The 18,750-nt window shown below is 34.4% G+C and carries 15 protein-coding genes; 11 read left to right on the forward strand and 4 right to left on the reverse strand.

Annotated features, from left to right (window positions below):
• The first annotated feature begins 98 nt into the window (after nt 1–98).
• The 4 genes from priA (at nt 99) to JI747_RS00645 (ending at nt 7,668) form a co-directional block, all read left to right on the forward strand.
• Complete coding sequence (priA, locus tag JI747_RS00630) at nt 99–2,546, forward strand: replication restart helicase PriA (RefSeq protein WP_225685536.1); 2,448 nt, start codon at nt 99–101, stop codon at nt 2,544–2,546.
• A gap of 158 nt (nt 2,547–2,704) precedes the next feature.
• Nucleotides 2,705–4,171, forward strand: a complete 1,467-nt coding sequence (dacB, locus tag JI747_RS00635) for a D-alanyl-D-alanine carboxypeptidase/D-alanyl-D-alanine endopeptidase (protein ID WP_225685538.1) — start codon at nt 2,705–2,707, stop codon at nt 4,169–4,171.
• Nucleotides 4,172–4,253: 82 nt separating this feature from the next.
• Complete coding sequence (locus JI747_RS00640) at nt 4,254–6,176, forward strand: M1 family metallopeptidase (protein WP_225685540.1); 1,923 nt, start codon at nt 4,254–4,256, stop codon at nt 6,174–6,176.
• Between the two features lie 157 nt (nt 6,177–6,333).
• Nucleotides 6,334–7,668 (forward strand): RCC1 domain-containing protein, encoded by a 1,335-nt coding sequence (locus JI747_RS00645; RefSeq protein ID WP_225685541.1) that lies wholly within the window; start codon nt 6,334–6,336, stop codon nt 7,666–7,668.
• A 304-nt stretch (nt 7,669–7,972) separates the two neighbouring features.
• Here the strand turns inward: JI747_RS00645 and JI747_RS00650 are convergent, their stop codons facing one another.
• Nucleotides 7,973–8,851, reverse strand: a complete 879-nt coding sequence (locus JI747_RS00650; protein ID WP_225685542.1) for a cupin-like domain-containing protein — start codon at nt 8,849–8,851, stop codon at nt 7,973–7,975.
• Nucleotides 8,852–9,215: 364 nt separating this feature from the next.
• On the opposite strand from JI747_RS00650, the gene kbl reads away from it, so the two are divergent.
• The 7 genes from kbl (at nt 9,216) to gldG (ending at nt 15,249) form a co-directional block, all read left to right on the forward strand.
• Complete coding sequence (gene kbl / locus JI747_RS00655) at nt 9,216–10,412, forward strand: glycine C-acetyltransferase (RefSeq protein WP_225685543.1); 1,197 nt, start codon at nt 9,216–9,218, stop codon at nt 10,410–10,412.
• A gap of 74 nt (nt 10,413–10,486) precedes the next feature.
• On the forward strand, nt 10,487–10,930 hold the full coding sequence (locus tag JI747_RS00660) for a toxin-antitoxin system YwqK family antitoxin (RefSeq protein WP_225685544.1): 444 nt from the start codon (nt 10,487–10,489) through the stop codon (nt 10,928–10,930).
• Between the two features lie 264 nt (nt 10,931–11,194).
• A complete protein-coding gene (locus JI747_RS00665) occupies nt 11,195–11,641 on the forward strand; it encodes a hypothetical protein (RefSeq protein ID WP_225685545.1) in 447 nt (148 codons plus the stop codon).
• Nucleotides 11,642–11,728: 87 nt separating this feature from the next.
• Nucleotides 11,729–12,190, forward strand: coding sequence for a hypothetical protein (locus tag JI747_RS00670; RefSeq protein ID WP_225685546.1), 462 nt, complete (start codon nt 11,729–11,731; stop codon nt 12,188–12,190).
• An 11-nt stretch (nt 12,191–12,201) separates the two neighbouring features.
• Nucleotides 12,202–12,747 (forward strand): CopD family protein, encoded by a 546-nt coding sequence (locus JI747_RS00675; protein ID WP_100376937.1) that lies wholly within the window; start codon nt 12,202–12,204, stop codon nt 12,745–12,747.
• Nucleotides 12,748–12,845: 98 nt separating this feature from the next.
• Complete coding sequence (locus JI747_RS00680; protein WP_225685547.1) at nt 12,846–13,574, forward strand: ABC transporter permease subunit; 729 nt, start codon at nt 12,846–12,848, stop codon at nt 13,572–13,574.
• A 4-nt stretch (nt 13,575–13,578) separates the two neighbouring features.
• On the forward strand, nt 13,579–15,249 hold the full coding sequence (gene gldG, locus JI747_RS00685; RefSeq protein WP_225685548.1) for a gliding motility-associated ABC transporter substrate-binding protein GldG: 1,671 nt from the start codon (nt 13,579–13,581) through the stop codon (nt 15,247–15,249).
• 57 nt (nt 15,250–15,306) lie between these two features.
• Here gldG and JI747_RS00690 read toward each other — a convergent pair whose 3' ends face one another.
• From JI747_RS00690 to JI747_RS00700, 3 genes are all read right to left on the reverse strand, one after another.
• Complete coding sequence (locus tag JI747_RS00690) at nt 15,307–16,347, reverse strand: tetratricopeptide repeat protein (protein ID WP_225685549.1); 1,041 nt, start codon at nt 16,345–16,347, stop codon at nt 15,307–15,309.
• A gap of 97 nt (nt 16,348–16,444) precedes the next feature.
• Nucleotides 16,445–17,359, reverse strand: coding sequence for a helix-turn-helix domain-containing protein (locus JI747_RS00695; protein ID WP_225685551.1), 915 nt, complete (start codon nt 17,357–17,359; stop codon nt 16,445–16,447).
• A 472-nt stretch (nt 17,360–17,831) separates the two neighbouring features.
• Nucleotides 17,832–18,671 carry an SDR family NAD(P)-dependent oxidoreductase gene (locus JI747_RS00700; RefSeq protein WP_225685553.1) on the reverse strand — a complete coding sequence of 280 codons (840 nt, stop codon included), beginning with the start codon at nt 18,669–18,671 and terminating at the stop codon, nt 17,832–17,834.
• Between the last annotated feature and the right edge of the window lie 79 nt (nt 18,672–18,750).

The raw sequence follows: 18,750 nt of genomic DNA on the forward strand, positions 1-18,750 counted from the left end.
GCTGATGAATTTTAAAGTTGAGCTGATAAGCATTATAAGAACAGAAATTATTGCAGTTCACAAAAGAAAAAATTAATTTTACACTTTAAATATTTCTCTTGAACTACGCCCAAATTGTTTTACCCTTAAATTTAAAAGGATCTTTTACCTATAAAGTTCCTGAGGAATTACTATCCGAAATTCAGGTAGGAATGCGTGTTTTGGTTCCTTTTGGCGGTAAGAAAATCTATACAGGGATTGTTTTCGAGCTTCATGACAATGCACCGGAAAATTTTGTTGCCAAAGAAGTCATCAGTCTTTTAGATGACAAACCGATTGTTCCACAGGAGCAGATTAAATTCTGGAACTGGCTTTCCGAATATTATTTATCTGGGTTGGGAGAAATTTACCGTTTTGCATTTCCGTCTTCTTTGAAACTGGAAAGTGAAACCTATTTAAAATTAAAGCCTAATGTTACCGTTGATTTTGAAAATCTGGACGTCAACGAAATGTATCTTATTCAGGCACTCGAAGTCCGACAACTGATTAATTTGACAGATATTGAAGCCTTCATTCCGAAAAAAGATATTATTAAGACCATTAATTCTTTGATCGATCTGCAGTACATCGAAATTGATGAAAAAATTGCCGAAAAATATAAAGCTAAAGAAGTGGCTTATGTCAGAATTAATGATGAGGTTTTAAAAAATCAGAATCTTACGGAAATTATTTTAAGCTTAAAAAGAGCCCAAAAGCAAAAAGATCTTTTCCTTCATATTTTAGAAAAACAGACGGAGAATCCTGATGGATATATTAAAAAATCTGATCTGTTTGAAGACGGTTATTTCGGAAGTTCGCATTTCAAAGCTTTGGCAGATAAAAATCTGGTTGAAGAATATTCTATGCAAAAAGACCGTATAGAAAGCTATGAAGGAGAAATTGAAGAAATCGAAGAGCTTTCCGAATCTCAAAAACAGGCTAAGATCGCGATTGATGAAGCTTTTGAAGAAGGAAAAAATGTCCTGCTTCACGGGGTAACTTCCTCCGGAAAAACGCATATTTATTTAGAAAAAATTGAAGAATGTATCAATGAAGGAAAAAACGTTCTGTTTTTACTTCCCGAGATTTCTTTAACCAAACAAATTACCCAAAGATTAGAAAAAAAATACGGAAGGCAGCTTGGCTTTTATCACCAGAAGCTCACCGATTTTGAACGGGTGGAAGTCTGGAGAAGAATCAGGCAAAATGATATTAAAATCCTTATTGGAACGAGGAATGCGTTGTTTTTACCTTTTCAGAATTTAGGATTGATCGTTGTAGATGAAGAGCACGATTCTGCTTACAGACCCAGAGAAGTTTCTCCCTTTTTTAATGCAAAAGATGCTGCATTGGTATTAGGAAATTTTTATGACGCTCATGTCATTCTCGGTTCTGCAACACCATCTGTTGAAAGCTATTATAATGCAAGAAAAGACAGGATAAAATATGTCTTTCTTGAAGAACGTTTTGGAAAAGTAACCCTTCCTGAATATGAATTGATTAACTTTAAAGAAGCTCAGGATTCCAAAAAGGTATCCGGAAATTTTTCTTTGAGATTAATTGATGAATTGAAAAAGACCGTAGACGAAAAAAATCAGGCGATTGTGCTTCATAACCGCCGTGGTTATGCGAATGTAATAGAATGTGAGTCTTGTGGATATGTCAATTATTGCTCGAATTGTGATGTGGTGATGACTTATCATAAGGCTGCAAACGAAATGAAATGCCATTATTGTGGCCAAAGAGCTTCAAAACCGAAAACCTGTCCGAAATGTCATTCGGAAAACCTGAATGAAAGAGGAGTAGGCGTTGAGCAGATTCATGAGGAAGTTTCTAAATTATTTCCTGAAAACGAGGTAGATCGAATGGATGTGGATTCGATGAGAAAGAAATTTGCCTACGAAAAATTATACGAGAAAATTGAAGACGGAGAAACTGATATTATTGTAGGAACTCAAATGATCTCTAAAGGCTTGGATTTTGATCATATCGAGTTGGTAGCTATTCCCAAAGCAGATTCTATGTTGTATGTTCAGGATTTCAGAGCAGAAGAAAGAGCTTATCAACTCATTACGCAGGTTTCCGGAAGAGCAGGAAGAGTTTCCGGGAAAGGAAAAGTCTTAATTCAGACTTTTAATCCGGATCATTCTGTTTTTCAATTGATTAAAATGAATAATCCTGCAAAGGTTTATAAATATATCTTAACCGAACGTCAAAAATTTCATTATCCGCCTTTCACCAAGCTGATTATGATTGAGCTTAAGCACAGAAGAGAAGATAAAGTAAATCGTGCTTCTCAGTTTTTGGGTTCCGTTTTAAGAAAATATCTTCCTGAAGACTGTGTATTGGGGCCTGAGAAATCTCAGATTGCAAGACTTAATAATTTATACCAGTTTCAGATTTTATTGAAGCTTCCGAGAGGAAAAAACTACGAAATATTTAAAAAGATGGTTTTATTAAGTTTGAAAGAATTTGACGAAATCACGGCATACCAAAGCATCAAAAAAGACGTTTTTGTTGATTTTTAACAAATTTTAACAAACTTTATAACGTTTTATTATACCTTAAATGTCTGATTAATAGCAATAATTTCTACATTTGATCGTTGCTTATATGTTTGGTTGTGCTTTTAGATTTAACTCTGGTTATTCTGTGCCATCCAATTTGAGTAAAAAAAAAAAATTAGATGGTAAAATTCAGAAAATATATTTCAGGTATTACGGTATTGGCTTCTGGTTTATTCCTCGCTCAGTCTACCGTTTCTACGGTTCTTTTTACTCCCGCATACGACAGTCAGAAAGTTGCTTTGAATCTGCCTTCTCCTGTGGCTGCGATCGAAAAAACTATTCTGTCGCCAAAAGAACTGATAGATGTAAATCTAAATACAATGATAACGGATCCCGTGTTGAAAAACGCAAGTTGGGGATTCGTAGTGTATGATCCTAAAACCAAAAAGATCATCTCTTCGTACAATGAAAATATGCCTTTAGTTCCTGCTTCCACAACCAAACTGCTGACTACAGAGACAGCACTGAATCTGTTGGGAGAAAACTACCGTTGGATGACGCAGCTTGAATATTCAGGCCAAGTTGATGAAAACGGAGTGTTGAATGGGAATTTGTATATTGTAGGAAGCGGAGATCCTTCTTTAGGAACAAACAAAGCAGGGGCTTTATCTTACAGAGAAATCATTTCAGATTTTGTGAGCGGACTTTCAAACGAGGGCATAAAAAAAGTAAATGGTGATATTATTATTCAGACAGCGCTTTTCAAAGGTAATATTTCAAGACTTCCGGAAAATGTTGTGTGGCTAGAAAATAACAATTACTATTTACCGGTAGGGACAACCCGCGAGATCAGCCCAGCCAATGAAAAACTGATCGTAAAAAAGAATAATTTATCGACGGATAAAAAATTCTTCTATGTTTCTCCTTATGCCAATCAGATGGTTTATGCAGAAAAATATGAAGGAGACGGAGCTTTAACTACAAAATTACCCGATGCACCTGCTTATCTTGCCAATACCTTCAGAACAACTTTGGTGAAAAGCGGAATTGCAGTAACCGGAAAAGTGACTCCAAAAATGACTGATGCAACACCGGAAAGCAGAAAATTGGTTTCTGCCTATAAATCTCCGACATTGGGTGATATTATCTATTATACCAATCAGCATAGTGATAATTCCCTTGCAGAAGCATTACTGAGAACCGTAGGTTTTTTCAAGAAAGGAGACCAAACCAGTGAAAGTGGAAGAGTGGTTGTAAAAGACCACCTGAAAGACATCGCTTTTGATGCAGAAGGATTAAATTATATAGACGGAAGCGGATTATCCAGAAGCAATACGGTAACTCCGATTGCTCAGGCAAAATATCTTACCTCTTTAATGAATGAGAAGTATTATGGCACTTATCTGACTTCATTGCCGATTGGCGGACAATCCGGAACGCTAAAAAGAATGTTTAATATCACCGGAAACGGACAGGTTTTTGCAAAAACAGGAACTCTGAACAAGGTAAAAACACTTGCAGGGTATATTAAGACCAATTCCGGAAGAACTTTAGTATTTTCACTTTTGGTAAACAACTATGCAGGTTCTGTAGATATGGTGAAGAAGAGAATGGAGAAAATTATAGAACCTACACTGGAACTTTAACATATCCGTAATTATAATTCTAAAAACCTTTTAATCATTGATTAGAAGGTTTTTTTTTATCTTTGATTTATAATAATTTACAATGAAACACTTTTATCTTCTGATACTAAGTATTCTTACTTTCCAGCAGATCTCTGCACAGCATGAAAATATTGAAATGAAATCATTCCGTGCCAAGGAAATGAAATCGTTTACCAATAAAATGACAGCTTACAATACCAATCCGAATACCCTGAATTATGATCTTCAGTATCAGAGGATGGATATCAGTCTGGATCCTTCGGTGTATATGATCTCAGGATCGGTAACGTCTCATTTTAAACCGAATCAGAGTATAAGTAATATTTACTTTGATCTTTCCAATACGTTGACGGTTTCTCAGGTAAAGTATCACAATCAGAACCTTACTTTTCAACAATTGACAACAAAAGAAGTGAAAATTGATTTTCCAGCTGCACTTCCTGCAAATGTGTTAGATTCTCTTACCATTCAGTATTCCGGAACTCCACCAACAGCAAACAATGCTTTTTCAACGGGCTCTCAAGGCGGATCTCCGATTCTTTCTACTTTAAGTGAGCCTTACGGAGCACAGGATTGGTTCCCAACCAAGCAAAGTATGAATGATAAGATTGATCGGTTTGATTTTAAAATCACAACGCCTTCCCAGTATAATGTGGCTGCAAACGGGCTTCTTATGTCTGAAACGATACTGCCACCCGGACAAAAACTTACATTCTGGAGAACAATGTATCCTACGGCTGCCTATCTTATTGCAATCTCGGTTACTAATTATGTGAAAATTACAGATACAATGGGAACGCCGCCTTTTCCATTTATTAATTATGTGTATCCTTCTACGGCAAATAATACCACAAGTATGGCCAATATCAACTGGACCAAACAGGTGATGAATACCTTTGAAACGTATTTCGGACCTTATCCTTTCAGAAATGAAAAATATGGGCACATGGAGTTTGAATACGGAGGAGGAATGGAACATCAGACAATGGGCTCAATGGGAGGTTGGGATAAAAGTCTTATTGCGCATGAACTGGCTCACCAATGGTTTGGTGATAAGGTAACTTGCGGAGCCTGGAATGATATATGGCTTAATGAAGGTTTCGCAACATTTGGAGCGCATTTGGCAAATGAAAAATTACTGATGACCAATACTGATTTTATGAACTTTTTATTATCAGAAAAGGATTTTATTACTAGTGCTCCCGGTGGAAGTGTATATGTTTCAGATGCTGATTTAAATAGTATCAGTGCTATTTTTAATGGCAGATTATCGTATTCTAAAGGAGGATATGTGTTGAGAATGATCAAATGGATTTTAGGCGAGACTGCTTTTTATCAGGCTTTACAAGATTATCATGCAAGACCTGCTTTAGCATATAACTATGTAAGAACGACTGATCTTAAAAATTCTATCCAGTTATCTACAGGAAAAGACCTTACCGAATTTTTTAATGACTGGATTTACGGGCAAGGCTATCCTACTTATGATATCCGATGGAAGCAGACAGGAAACCAGATTACCTTCAAAGCTTCACAAACCCAGAGTCATTCTTCTGTAAGCTTTTATGAAATGCCTTTGCCGATTAAAGTAACAGGAACAGGAGGCCAGATTGCGTATTTTGCTTTAGACAATACGGTGAACAACCAATATTTTACACAATCCGTTGCATTTCCTGTAGCCAGTGTAGAATTCAATTACGAATACCAGATTGTTGAGAAAAATTCAACGGTAATACAGGATAATACATTGAGTACTTCGGAGATTAATAAAGATGAATTTGCATTATATCCAAACCCTGCAAAGAATGAAATCAATATTAAAGGGCTTGACAGAGCGACAGATTTTGCCATTTACTTTATAGATGGAAAATTAGTAAGAAAAGAAATTTATCAACCCGGAAAAGCGATTAATATTTCAGAACTGATTCCTGGAACTTATATTTTTAAAGCGAAAGATAAAAATATCAAATTTTTGAAAAAATAGGATTTACTTCTTTTACAAGATATGTTTAGATAATGGATTTTATAATATGAAAATTGATATTTAAAAGATGCCGTAAAAAATACATCCTGTATCGATTCAGATTTTGAAAAACTAATAATTTAATAACCAATACAACTCAAGCATGAAAAAAATAATTATGACTACACTCCTGTGTTCTTTTAACTTTTATTATTCACAATGCTGGAAGAATTATGAAGTTCGTGGTTTTCATACAGCTACCGTTAAAATGGATGGAACTATTTGGCTTTGGGGTTTAAATACTTTTGGAGAACTGGGTAACGGGAACAATACCAATCTGTATATTCCTAGTAAAACGGGTGTAGAAAATAATTGGACTTATATAAATGCGGCAGAAAATCATACCGTAGCCATAAAAGCTGATGGTACATTATGGGCTTGGGGAAGTAATTATTCCTATCAATTGGCGGATGGGACAAATGTAAATAAGAATATACCCATTCAAATCGGAACAGATAATAATTGGAAATCTATAAGTGTTTTAAATCAATCTACTCATGCTCTTAAAACAAACGGTGAGCTTTGGGGGTGGGGTGTAAACAATGGAGGAATTCTTGGAGACGGAACGACAACCCTTAAACAAATGCCCATTCGAATAGGTACAGACAGCGATTGGAAGCAAACAGGGATAAGTGTTTTTCACTCCGTTGGATTAAAAAATAACGGAACACTCTGGACTTGGGGCGGTAATAGCAATGGAGAACTTGGAGACGGCACAACTGTTGGGAAAGTAATTCCTACTCAGTTGGGAACTGATTCAAACTGGAAAACGATTTCGGTGGGGGGAAGTGGTTTTACCCTTGCTTTAAAAACAGATGGTACATTATGGGCTTGGGGAAAAAATCTAAATTATCAATTAGGAGACGGGACAAATGTCAATAAATATGTACCCACGCAGATAGGGAATGCTTCCGATTGGGTAGAAATAGCTGCCGGAGCGGTACATTCTGTAGCTTTAAAATCTGATGGAACCATTTGGACATGGGGCTGGAATGCTCTCGGACAATTAGGAACAGGAAACATCACTGATCTGTATGTGCCTACCAAAATGGGAACTGCGAATGATTGGGAATCTATAAGAGCAGGTGGTCATAGCTGTGTCGCAAGAAAAACAGATGGGACTTTGTGGATTTGGGGAATGAATAATTATGGTCAGGTTGGAGATAATACTACAATTGATAAAAAAATCCCAACCTACATAAGTTGTTCCTTTCTCAGTGTTAATGATATTAATGATGAAAAAAACATTTCAATCTATCCAAACCCGGCAAACAACGAGATTAATATAAAAGGGCTTGACAGAGCAACAGATTTTGCTATTTATTTTATAGATGGAAAATTAGTAAGAAAAGAAATTTATCAACCCGGAAAAGCCATTAATATTTCAGAGCTGGTTCCCGGAACTTATATCCTTAAGTTGAAAGATAAAAACATAAAATTCTTAAAAAAATAAGGCGACTATATACAATTTTACATCATTGTCATTCTGACGAAGGAAGAATCTCATGATAGCTTAGATTCTTCATTTCACTACGTTACATTCAGAATGACAGAGTCTTAATAACAAGATAGCAGGATTAATGTAAAATTGTATATAATTACCAAAAATAAATTAAAAACCTTCAGGATCTCTGAAGGTTTTTTGTTTCATAAAGATTAATAAAAAGAGATTGGATAGAAAGAATACGTTGGTCTTTCTGCTGAAAGGATAAGATAAATGAATTCCATAATATATTTATTTAAGATTAATATTTCAGTTAAATCTGGAAGTTTTTCTGTCTTTTAATCGCTCTGTTGGCTTTTCTGGTCGCTTTTCTTACCTTAAAATCGAACCATCTTTCTTTGAACAGATTTCGCATGACATTATCAAAATGCCTGATAAGAACAAGATTTTTAAACCCTCTCCATTTTTCCAGCCCGCTTGAAGGTAATGCCCTTATAGAAACAGAATATCCCTCCGTTTCATATTGAATATAATGCCACCAACCGGAAGGAATATAAAGCGTTTCTCCGGGATTAATGACGGCTTCGTATCCATCTACATATTTTAGTCCCGGAAATTCATGATAATCCGGTTCTTTGATATTGGTAATGGAATGAAAATTATAAGGAAGTTTGTAGAGGAGATCAGATTGTTCCCAGGGAAATAACCAGATCTTTTTGATGCCTTGAAACTGGGTAATAAAAACATGTGACATATCAATATCAACATGATTTCTGGTAATAGAACCTTCCCCTCCAAAAAACATAAAAGGCAGCCATTTCAGGATTTTTCCTTTCGTAACATCATTGTAATGAATATCATTTTTAAGTTCAGGTTTAATGCTTAATAAATTAAAGAGAAAAAGACGATATTCAGTAGGAGAGGAGGTGATTAAATCAAGATAATCTGAAAAAGTGCTTTGTCCGATCGGTTTGCTGGCAACTCTGTCCAACGATTCGATCTCACTTCCATAAATATTGACTTTGTGATCGCCTGCAATTTCTTTAAAATAATCATAATTCCATTTTTTGAATGCCGGACTTTCAGGGTCTGCAAAATCTTTTAAAATGACAGGTTTTGCAGGTTTCAGATACGTGTTGAGAAAGTCCTCAGAGGATATATTTTCAATTTTTTGTACTGGTGATAATCGCATTTTACTGAATTTAAACAACAAATATAAATAATAGTCTACTAAAATTATAGACTATTAACGAAAAATAGTTGAATTTTATTTAAAGACGTTAGAATTTAACCACAAAAGCCACAAAAGATATTTGATTCAATTTTGCCAGAAGCCAATATGAATAAAGCTTTCAAAAGAATAAAAATCGAAGATTTTTAAGACTTATTTTTATCTTATTTAAGGGATAATAATTCACTTACTATAGGATCAGTTTAGTCTTTTGTTTCTTTTGTGTTTAAATAAAAAGTTTAAACAGCTCATCAGAATAAAAAACAGAAAAGCTATGAGTTTACCACGATTTTATTAAATTAGCACATCTTAAAAATTATTAGAAATGATCTCTAAAAAGTATCTTGAAAACTTACAGAACGAACTACAAAATATTGATAACGACGGACTTTACAAAAGAGAAAGAATCATTACCTCTCAGCAGAGTGCAGAAATAGAAGCGAACGGAAAAAAGCTGTTGAACTTCTGTGCCAACAACTATTTGGGATTATCAAACCATCCGGAAGTGATGAAAGCTTCTCAGGATATGATCCAATCTCACGGTTACGGTATGTCTTCGGTACGTTTTATCTGCGGAACTCAGGATATTCACAAGCAATTGGAGCAAAAGATCGCTGACTTCTTAGGGTTAGAAGATACCATCCTTTATGCAGCTTGTTTTGACGCAAACGGAGGTGTTTTCGAACCGTTATTCACAGAAGAAGATGCGATTATTTCTGATGAATTGAACCACGCATCTATTATTGATGGAGTTAGACTTTGTAAAGCAGCAAGATACCGTTATAAAAACAATAATATGGAAGATCTGGAAGCTCAGTTGATCGCAGCTTCTGAAAAAAATCACCGTTTCAAAATTATTGTTACAGACGGAGTTTTCTCAATGGACGGAATCGTTGCAGACTTAAAAGGAGTTTGTGATCTAGCCGATAAATATGATGCTTTGGTAATGGTGGATGATTCTCACGCAACCGGTTTCATCGGGAAAACAGGTCGTGGAACTCACGAAGCGAATGAAGTAATGGGTAGAGTAGATATTATTACTTCTACGCTAGGAAAAGCTCTTGGAGGTGCTTTAGGAGGATTTACTTCCGGTAAAAAAGAGATCATCGATATGTTGAGACAGCGTTCAAGACCTTACTTATTTTCAAACTCATTGGCTCCGGGAATTGTGGGTGCAGCTTTGAAAGTATTGGATATGATCTCTGAAGACACTTCTCTTCGTGATCAGGTAATGGAAAACGCAGAATATTTCAGAGCGGAAATGAAATCTAAAGGTTTCGATATTCCTGATGGAGATGCTGCCATTGTTCCGGTAATGCTTTACGACGCGCCTTTAGCACAAAAAATGGCTGAAAAACTGATGGACGAAGGAATTTACGTTATAGGATTCTTCTATCCGGTTGTACCAAAAGGAAAAGCGAGAATTAGAGTACAGCTTTCTGCAGCGCATACAAGAGCGCATTTAGATAAAGCAATTGCTGGTTTTGAAAAAGTTGGAAAAGAATTAGGAGTTATTTCTTAAGACAAAAATAAAACCGTTCTACATTTGTAGAATTAAAACAGGATTTCTTATATTTACAGAAATCCTGTTTTTTTATGAAAAAAATATCTATTGTTTTAGTTCTATTATTACTCACATTTTCCTGCCAGACGAAGATGAACCAATATATAAAAGTGAGTGAAAAATCTCAGAAAAGACATGGCAAATGGAAAGAAGAATATCCTACCAATGAAGGAACCCTTGTTGCGGTCGGAAAATATAAAAAAGGGGAAAAAGTAGGCGTTTGGAAAACCTATTTTGACGATAAGCTCTATCAAAAGGAAAACATTCGAAGAGATATTACGAAAATCAAAAGATATTTTCCGACCGGAACTATCATGGAGAAAGGGCAGACTAAGCTTGAAATTTCCCAGAACGAACGCCATTGGTTTTATTTCGGAGCCTGGAAATATTATGATGATAAAAAGAATCTGAGGTATATTAAAAAATATGAGAAAGGTAAAATGCCAGACAGTATTTCTTTTAATAAATTACATTGATTGTCAGGAAAAAATTAGCGACGAATATATTATTATACTATATTTAAAAAATTAATTTTAATAGCCATTTTGTGAAAAAAATTCTACTTCTTTTTACTTTTTTTAGTTTTTTTGAAACTGTTTCTGCACAATCTAATGATTACAAATCAATACTTACTGTAAGTGCCTTTGCTCCTTTTCGTGATCAACGTTATAATATAGGGTATATGCGAAAAATAGTGGGTTGGAACTGAACTAGCCTATGGTGCAAATGGAATAACACCTGTGGATATTGGTAATTTTGAAGGAAAAAACAGAATTTTTGAGATAAAACCGGAAGTATTTTACAGTTTACTTCCTCAGTCAAGATTGAAACATTTTGTTTCTGCGGAGGTTTTTTATCTAAATCAAAAGGGAAAAAATGTTTCGGGGAATTATTACGATCAAAATGATGTTTATTACTCTTTCAGTGCAGCAGATTATGAGAGAACCAAATATGGTTTAAATATTAACTATAGTATTTTGCTTCATAAAGAATCTTCATGGTTTGGTTTTATGCCTAAAATTGGCTTTGGGATTAGGCAAAGAAAAATTGCTTATACCAATATGACAGGGAAAACAGAAGATTATCCACCTACAGATGGTCTTCCTTTTGATTATCGTTTAAATGAAGAAGGCTCAAATCTGCGTTTCAACTTTAATGTTGATATGAAATTCATTATCAAATTCTAAAAAATCCTTAAACCTTATTATTTTAAGCTAAAGATTTTAGATTAAATTCTCTTTTTTTCCGAAATAAACTATCTTTGCGCATAATTTATGTACATGTTTTTACAGTCCCAATATCGTGTTGAATTTTCTAAATCAAAAGAAGATGTTTTAGAAAATATTAAAAACAGCATATTTGGAGGTTTTCCTGATTTTTTTGGTAAAAATTTTACCGGAAAAGTTTTAGAAAATGGTTTTAAAGTAAGATTAATGAAAAAAGATTTTCAAACTTTTAAGGGAAATTTTATTAAAGATAGAGAAGATCAATACAGTCTTGAATTATTCGTTGGATTTGAATTTTATCAAGTATTAACTCTTGCTGTTTTTTTCTGTTTTTCATTAATGATGTTAATAAGAAATTTTTCAGAAAATTATTACATTTTATTCATTTATTTAATGGTGATTGGGCTTATTGCTTATAAAAATTACGGAGATTCAAAAAAAGGGAAACAATTGTTTTTTGACTATTTGAAAAACTTTGACAGAGACTGTGAAATTATTCCTATAAAATAATATTGATTTAAATGCTGTATACCATCATCAAAGCACTTCACATTATCTTCATGGTAAGTTACTTTGCGGGAATTTTTTATCTCGTGAGAATTTTCGTTTACTATAAAGATACGGATGCATTTGCCGAAGATAAAAAGAAGATTTTAAGAGAACAGTATACCTTTATGGCACGCCGACTTTGGAATATTATTACCGTTCCGGCAGGAGTTATTATGGCGGTTTGCGGATTGGTGATGATTTTCTTAAATACCGGATTAATGAAAATGCCGTGGTTCCATTTAAAGCTTACTTTTCTGATCGGTTTGGCGATTTATCATTACTGGTGCTGGAAAAAAGTATTAAAACTGAAAGAACTTAACGGAAATACCTTAGAAACAGCCAATATCAAATTGAGACAGGCCAACGAAATCGCAACCTTTATTTTATTTCTGGTGGTTTTCACGGTGATCCTAAAATCAATGGTCATTGAATATTGGTGGCAATTAATTACAGGATTTTTCGTTCTGGTATTTTTGATAATGATGACGGTGAAGCTGGTTAATAAAAGTAAAAAGTAAAAAGAGACAAGTAAAAAGCAGTGCGAAGTCAATGTATCTTTCTTGAATAATGAGCATACGATACATCTGACTTTTAACTTAAAACTTCTAACTAATATATGATTGCAATTTTTAAAAAAGAACTTTGGAGCTATTTTGGAAACTGGAGCGCGTGGATTATCATTGCGGCTTTCAGTTTGGTAGCAACATTGTTTTTGTTTTTCTTCGAGAATGATTCCAACATTTTTGATATCGGGATGGCTTCTTTACAGAGCTATTTTGTTTTGGTGCCTTGGTTATTAATGTTCATCATTCCGGCCCTTTCCATGAAAACTTTTGCGGAAGAGCAGCAGACGGGAACATTAAACTGGCTGTTTTCTCAACCTTTGAAAATCTCAGATTTGGTTCTTGGAAAATTCTTATCCGTTTGGGTTGTTGGAATTTTATGTTTAATACCCTCTCTGATTTACCTTTACACAGTCTATGTCTTAGGAGTTCCGGAAGGAAATATTGACTTGGGCATGACGTTCGGAAGTTACTTGGGAATGATTATTCTGATCGCTGCTTTCTCAGGAGTTGGGATTCTGGCTTCTTCACTTTCTCAAAATCAGATTATGGCTTATTTGTTGGGTGTTTTCATGTGTTTCATCATGTATTTCGGGATTGAACAACTGGCAAGTTATAAATTATTGGGAGGAGCAGATTTTATTTTACAAAATGTAGGTTTTTATCAGCATTTCTTAGGCTTTACAAGAGGGCTTATTGATTTTAAAGATGTGGCTTATTTTGTTTTAATCATTGGAGTTACCTTAGCTTTGTCTAACCATTTCATTACTAAAAAGAAGTAGAATTATGAAGAAGATACAATTCAAATCACCATTCGGAATTTTACTGTTTGTTATTTTGCCGTTGGTAATTATTCTTGCCATTTCAGGAATCCGATTAGACTTAACGAAAGAAAAAAGATATACACTTTCCGATAATACGGTCAAGGTTTTAGAAGCCATTAAAAAGCCTGTGACAGTAGATGTTTATCTGGAAGGAGATTTCCCTGCAAGCTTTAAACAGTTACAGAGCGAAACGAAATTCATGTTGGAGGAATTCAGAAAAATTAATCCGAAAATTGATTTCAAATTCATTGATCCTATTAAAAGTAAAATTTCTCAGGATACCTTGATGGCAATGGGAATGCAGCCTTCTGTACTTCCCGATGTGAAAGACGGAAAAGTTTCTCAGATCTATTTATTCCCTTATGCAGTTGTAAAATACAAAGGAAAAGGAGTTTCTATACCATTGGTGGTTCAGCAGACAGGAATTGATGCAGATCAGCAGTTGACAAAATCGATTGAAAATTTAGAATACAATTTGGTTTCGAATATCAAGAATATTGCGGTTGACAAAAGAAAAAAGATCGGGATTTTAGTGAATCAGGATGAATTGAGTCCGGAAGAATTCCAGGGATTCATGCATTTAGCCACAGAAAATTATGATGCAGGTCCGATTATTCCTAAAAATCAGACTGAGCTGACATTGGTGGATGTTCCGATTTTAAAGCAAATGAATGCTTTAGTAATCGCAAAACCGAGAAAAGCTTTCACAGACGGAGAAAAAGTGATTCTTGACCAATACATCATGAACGGCGGAAAAACGTTGTGGATGATTGATGCGGTAAACGCTGAAATGGATACCTTGACAAGGTCTAAAAAAGTAATGCCTTTCCCGGTAGATATCAATATGACAGACTTTTTCTTCAATTACGGGATCAGAATCAATCCTGCATTGGTAAAAGATGTGAAGAAATTTGCTTTGTTGAGACTGGTAACGGGAGAAGTAGGAGGGAATCCTCAATATACAAGTCTTCCTTGGCCGTATTTCCCGTTGGGAATTGCTGAAAAGAATGATCCGATTACCAAAAATATCAATCCTGTAAAGTTTGAATTTCCAACTTCAATTGATACATTGGGCGGAAGAAAAAATATTAAAACAAAAGTTCTTTTCGAATCGAGTGAAAGAACCTTATTAAAGCAGGTTCCGAACTATGTTGACCTGAAAGAAATTGCAAGTGTAGACAGTCTTGGGCAAATGGAAAAACCAAGCACTCCGAAAATCTACGCAGTAGCTTTGGAAGGGAAATTTAATTCTGCCTACGCTTCAAGAATTGAAAGAAAATCTTATCCTGGTTTCAAAGGAACAAGTTCTGATAATAAGATGATCGTGATTGCAGATGGAGATGTGGGAAGAAATAAAGTGATCAAAGGGCAGCCTTTACCTTTAGGGGTAGATATGCTGACCAACGAACAGTTCGGAAACGAACAGTTCTTAAGAAATGCTCTCGACTATCTTTTGGACGACAGCAATCTAATGGAACTGAGAAACAGAAATATCGAAGAACGTCTTCTCGATCGACAAAGAATTACAGAAGAGAAAAACAACTGGCAATGGTTCAATTTGCTGCTTCCTTTAGTTATTATTGGTGCTTTAGGAGGACTGTTCTTCTGGTTGAGGAAGAAGAAGTTTGGATAGGGTATAGAAAAAGAGAAGCTTTTAAGCTTCTCTTTTTTATTTTAATATTTAAAAGAATTACTTCCATATATAATTTTCAGACCATTTGTAAAACTGTTCGATTTGCTCTGAATGATCTTTATAATATTTAATTATGTCATCATTAGGTTGAGCTGAAAAGGCAATATATGTAAATGGTTCGATTAATTTTTGTTTATGCATTTCAATAAAATAAGGAGCTAAAAATTCCCAATAAAAACCACTTTGCTTTTTTTGTGTTTCCTCCATAGTAGCAAACATAGAATCTAATTTATCAGTGAACCTCTGATAATCTGTTTTGCCTTTATTTTTTTCATCAAAGTCTAAAGCCGAAGTCATTGAAAGTACCATATCAGTTGATGAAAAATTATTTTTACTCTTCTTATCATTTGCTTTATCAAGTATAGTAGGGTCAATAGATAAGTTGATGGAATTATCATCTTTTTGAGTAACACCTTTATTCATTAAGGTAAGTACAGATTTTAAATGATTTTTTGCAAGTTGAGATTTATTATCAAGAGCAAGATATCTTAGAGAACATAAAATTGATACAATTCTGTTTTCAGAATTTAGTGCTGCTAATGCATTAAGTGAGCCTTTATGATTGGGTTTTAGTTTTGCAGCTTTTTGAAATGATTCTAATGCCTTTTCTACTTGTTTGTCATTTATCAGAGCAATTCCTTTGTTAAAATAAAGTTGATAGTAATTAGGATATTTTTTTATTCCTTCATCATAAATTTTTATTGCCTCTTGAGTTTGTTTTAAATGATCTAAGCTATTGGCATAACTGATATAAACTGTTTTTACATCTTTATCAGGGTAGGTATTTATAACTAATTTACAGATTTCAATAGCTTCATTGTATTTTTGAGAAGTTTCTAATGTCATTGCTTTTTCTGAGAGTGCAAATAAATTATTTTTATCTAAAGAAAGAGCTTCATCATATTTGTTAAGAGCTTCATTGTATTTTCCTTGGTCATGAAATACAATTCCTTCGTTAACTTTAATTTCTGCTTCTGTTTTATTTTGTGAAAAACTGATTATAGGAATAAAGAGTAACAATAGTAAATTTTTTTTCATAATGTATAATTTTGTAGCTTAATTTTTTTTAAGCTTCCAAATATATAAAAAGATTATAAAAATTATTTGTAGTGAAAAATTGTTTTAAAGAAATAATTCAATTAAATAATCTCCTAAATTCTCCCGGGGACTGATTCACCTTTTGCTTAAACAACTTACTAAAAGACTGTGGATGTTCAAATCCCAGTTCATAAGCGATCTCACTTACCGAAAGATGAGTTGTACTCAAACGTTCTTTTGCCTTGTCGATAATCTTATTCTGAATATGCTGTTGAGTATTTTGCTGGGTGTGAATTCGCAATAAACTTCCCAGATAATTCGGTGAAATATTCATCTGTTCAGCAATGGTTTTTACAGAAGGAATCCCGTTTTCAATAAGGTTTCCGTTTTCAAAATATTGGGAAAGAGCTTCTTCAAATTTATCCAACAGTTCATGACTGGATTTTTTTCGGGTAAAAAACTGACGCTCATAAAAACGTTCTGCATAAATCAGAAACAATTCTAGTTGGGCAACAATCAGCTCCTGTGTGAATTTATCAATATTCGTCTGATATTCCTTTTCAATATTTTTAAAAAGTTCAACAATGATTTTCTCTTCCTTATCCGAAAGAAAAAGCGCTTCATTGATCTGATAGCTGAAAAATTCATAAGATTTAATCTTCTTTGCAAGAGAAGTCCCCCAAAGAAAATCGGGATGAATCAGTAATAAATATCCGGTTGGTTCCACTTCCACACCAGGTTTCATTTCAAGACTCAGAAACTGAAGCGGAGAAACAAAACACAACACACCGGAATCAAAATCGTATTCCTGTTGTCCGTAATTGAACTTAGCATTCACATTCCGTTTCAAGCCGATCGAATAAAAATTCTGTATCCATTTCAGTTCCGTATCATCCACTGGATAACGGACTTTGCTGTAATCGATCAGACTGATCAGCGGATGCTCAGGATTCGGAAGATTACAAAAAGCATGAAAATCAGAAAGCGAATTAAAACGAAATGTGTTTTTCATAATGACTAAGTTATTTAATTATTTTGAATATTGAATTTGAACCATTAAGATGAATAAGAAGGTAAGTCTCATTAAGAAAAATCAAATTAACTTTTCAATAAATCTTAAAGTAAAGTTCCTCTTACTATTCTAAAAAACCTTAATGGTTAAAAAATGAAATGAGATCCTTCGGCAAGCTCAGGATGACAAGTACAAAACTTTATGTTTAAATTATAACGTTTAGTATTAGCGAAATATCATCCTGAGCGAAGTCGAAGGATCTGGAACGACCTAGGAAACTGAAGCGTAAAGAAAATGAACTCTGTGAACGTTAAGAAAATTCTACTGTTTGAGCGCGATACAAATTTAGAATCGAATCACCAATAATGACATCGCGCGAGTTTTAGAATTTTTAGAGAGCGGAGTTTATTTTTAGCGGAAGTTTCCAGTCTTGACTTTTTGTTTCTTTTGTGTTAAGACAAAAGAAAAATACTTAAATCACCGTAGAAAAAGTCAGTTCACTCCATTTCTCAGCATCATCTGTAATCAATTGAATCTTATTGTTCAAATATTCATCAGTACCGCTTCCCAATAAGAAATGCACCGGCGGATTTTCCACTTCACTGATCGCAATAATTGCTTCTGCACCTTTCTCAGGATCATTGGGCTGATTTCCATTAATTTCATCAAGGTGAGCCTGTTCAGAATTTCTTGCCGTTTCATACTCAGGAATTGAATTTTCAGGAGTTCTTACCGATTCTTTAGATAAGAAATCGGTTCTGAAATATCCAGGATATACCACCGTTGCTTTCACTCCGAAGTCTTTAATTTCCTCTGCCAAAGCTTCCGTTAAACCGGCAACGGCAAATTTTGTGGAACAGTAAATTCCCAACCCCGGAAAATTTCCTGAATATCCTCCGATAGAAGAGATGTTGAAAATATGTCCTGATTTTTGCTGACGAAAATGAGGCATTGCATTTCTGATCACATTCAGTGTTCCGAAAACGTTGACATCAAAATTCGCTCTTGCCTCCTTGTCTGAAAGTTCTTCCAACGTTCCAAGCTGTCCGTAACCTGCATTGTTCACGACAACATCCAATTGTCCGAAATGTTCAATGGTTTTTGCGATGGCAGAGTGTACGTTTTCATTATCTGTTAAGCTTACTTCAAGCGGTAAAAATGTTTCCGAAGTTTCTCCGATTTCAGAAATAAGAGACTGTACATTTCTGGTTGTCGCAACAACACGATAATTTTGTTCTAATAATTTTTTGATTAAGGCTAATCCAAGTCCTTTTGAAGCTCCTGTCACGAACCATACTTTTTTTGTTTCCATTTTTAAATATTTTATTTGTTTTAAATGATGGTACAAAGGTGGGAAGATGGCGGATGAGAAAAGTAGCTCAATCAACGAA

This window comes from Chryseobacterium tagetis (genome assembly GCF_016735585.2).
Lineage (GTDB): Bacteria > Bacteroidota > Bacteroidia > Flavobacteriales > Weeksellaceae > Chryseobacterium > Chryseobacterium tagetis.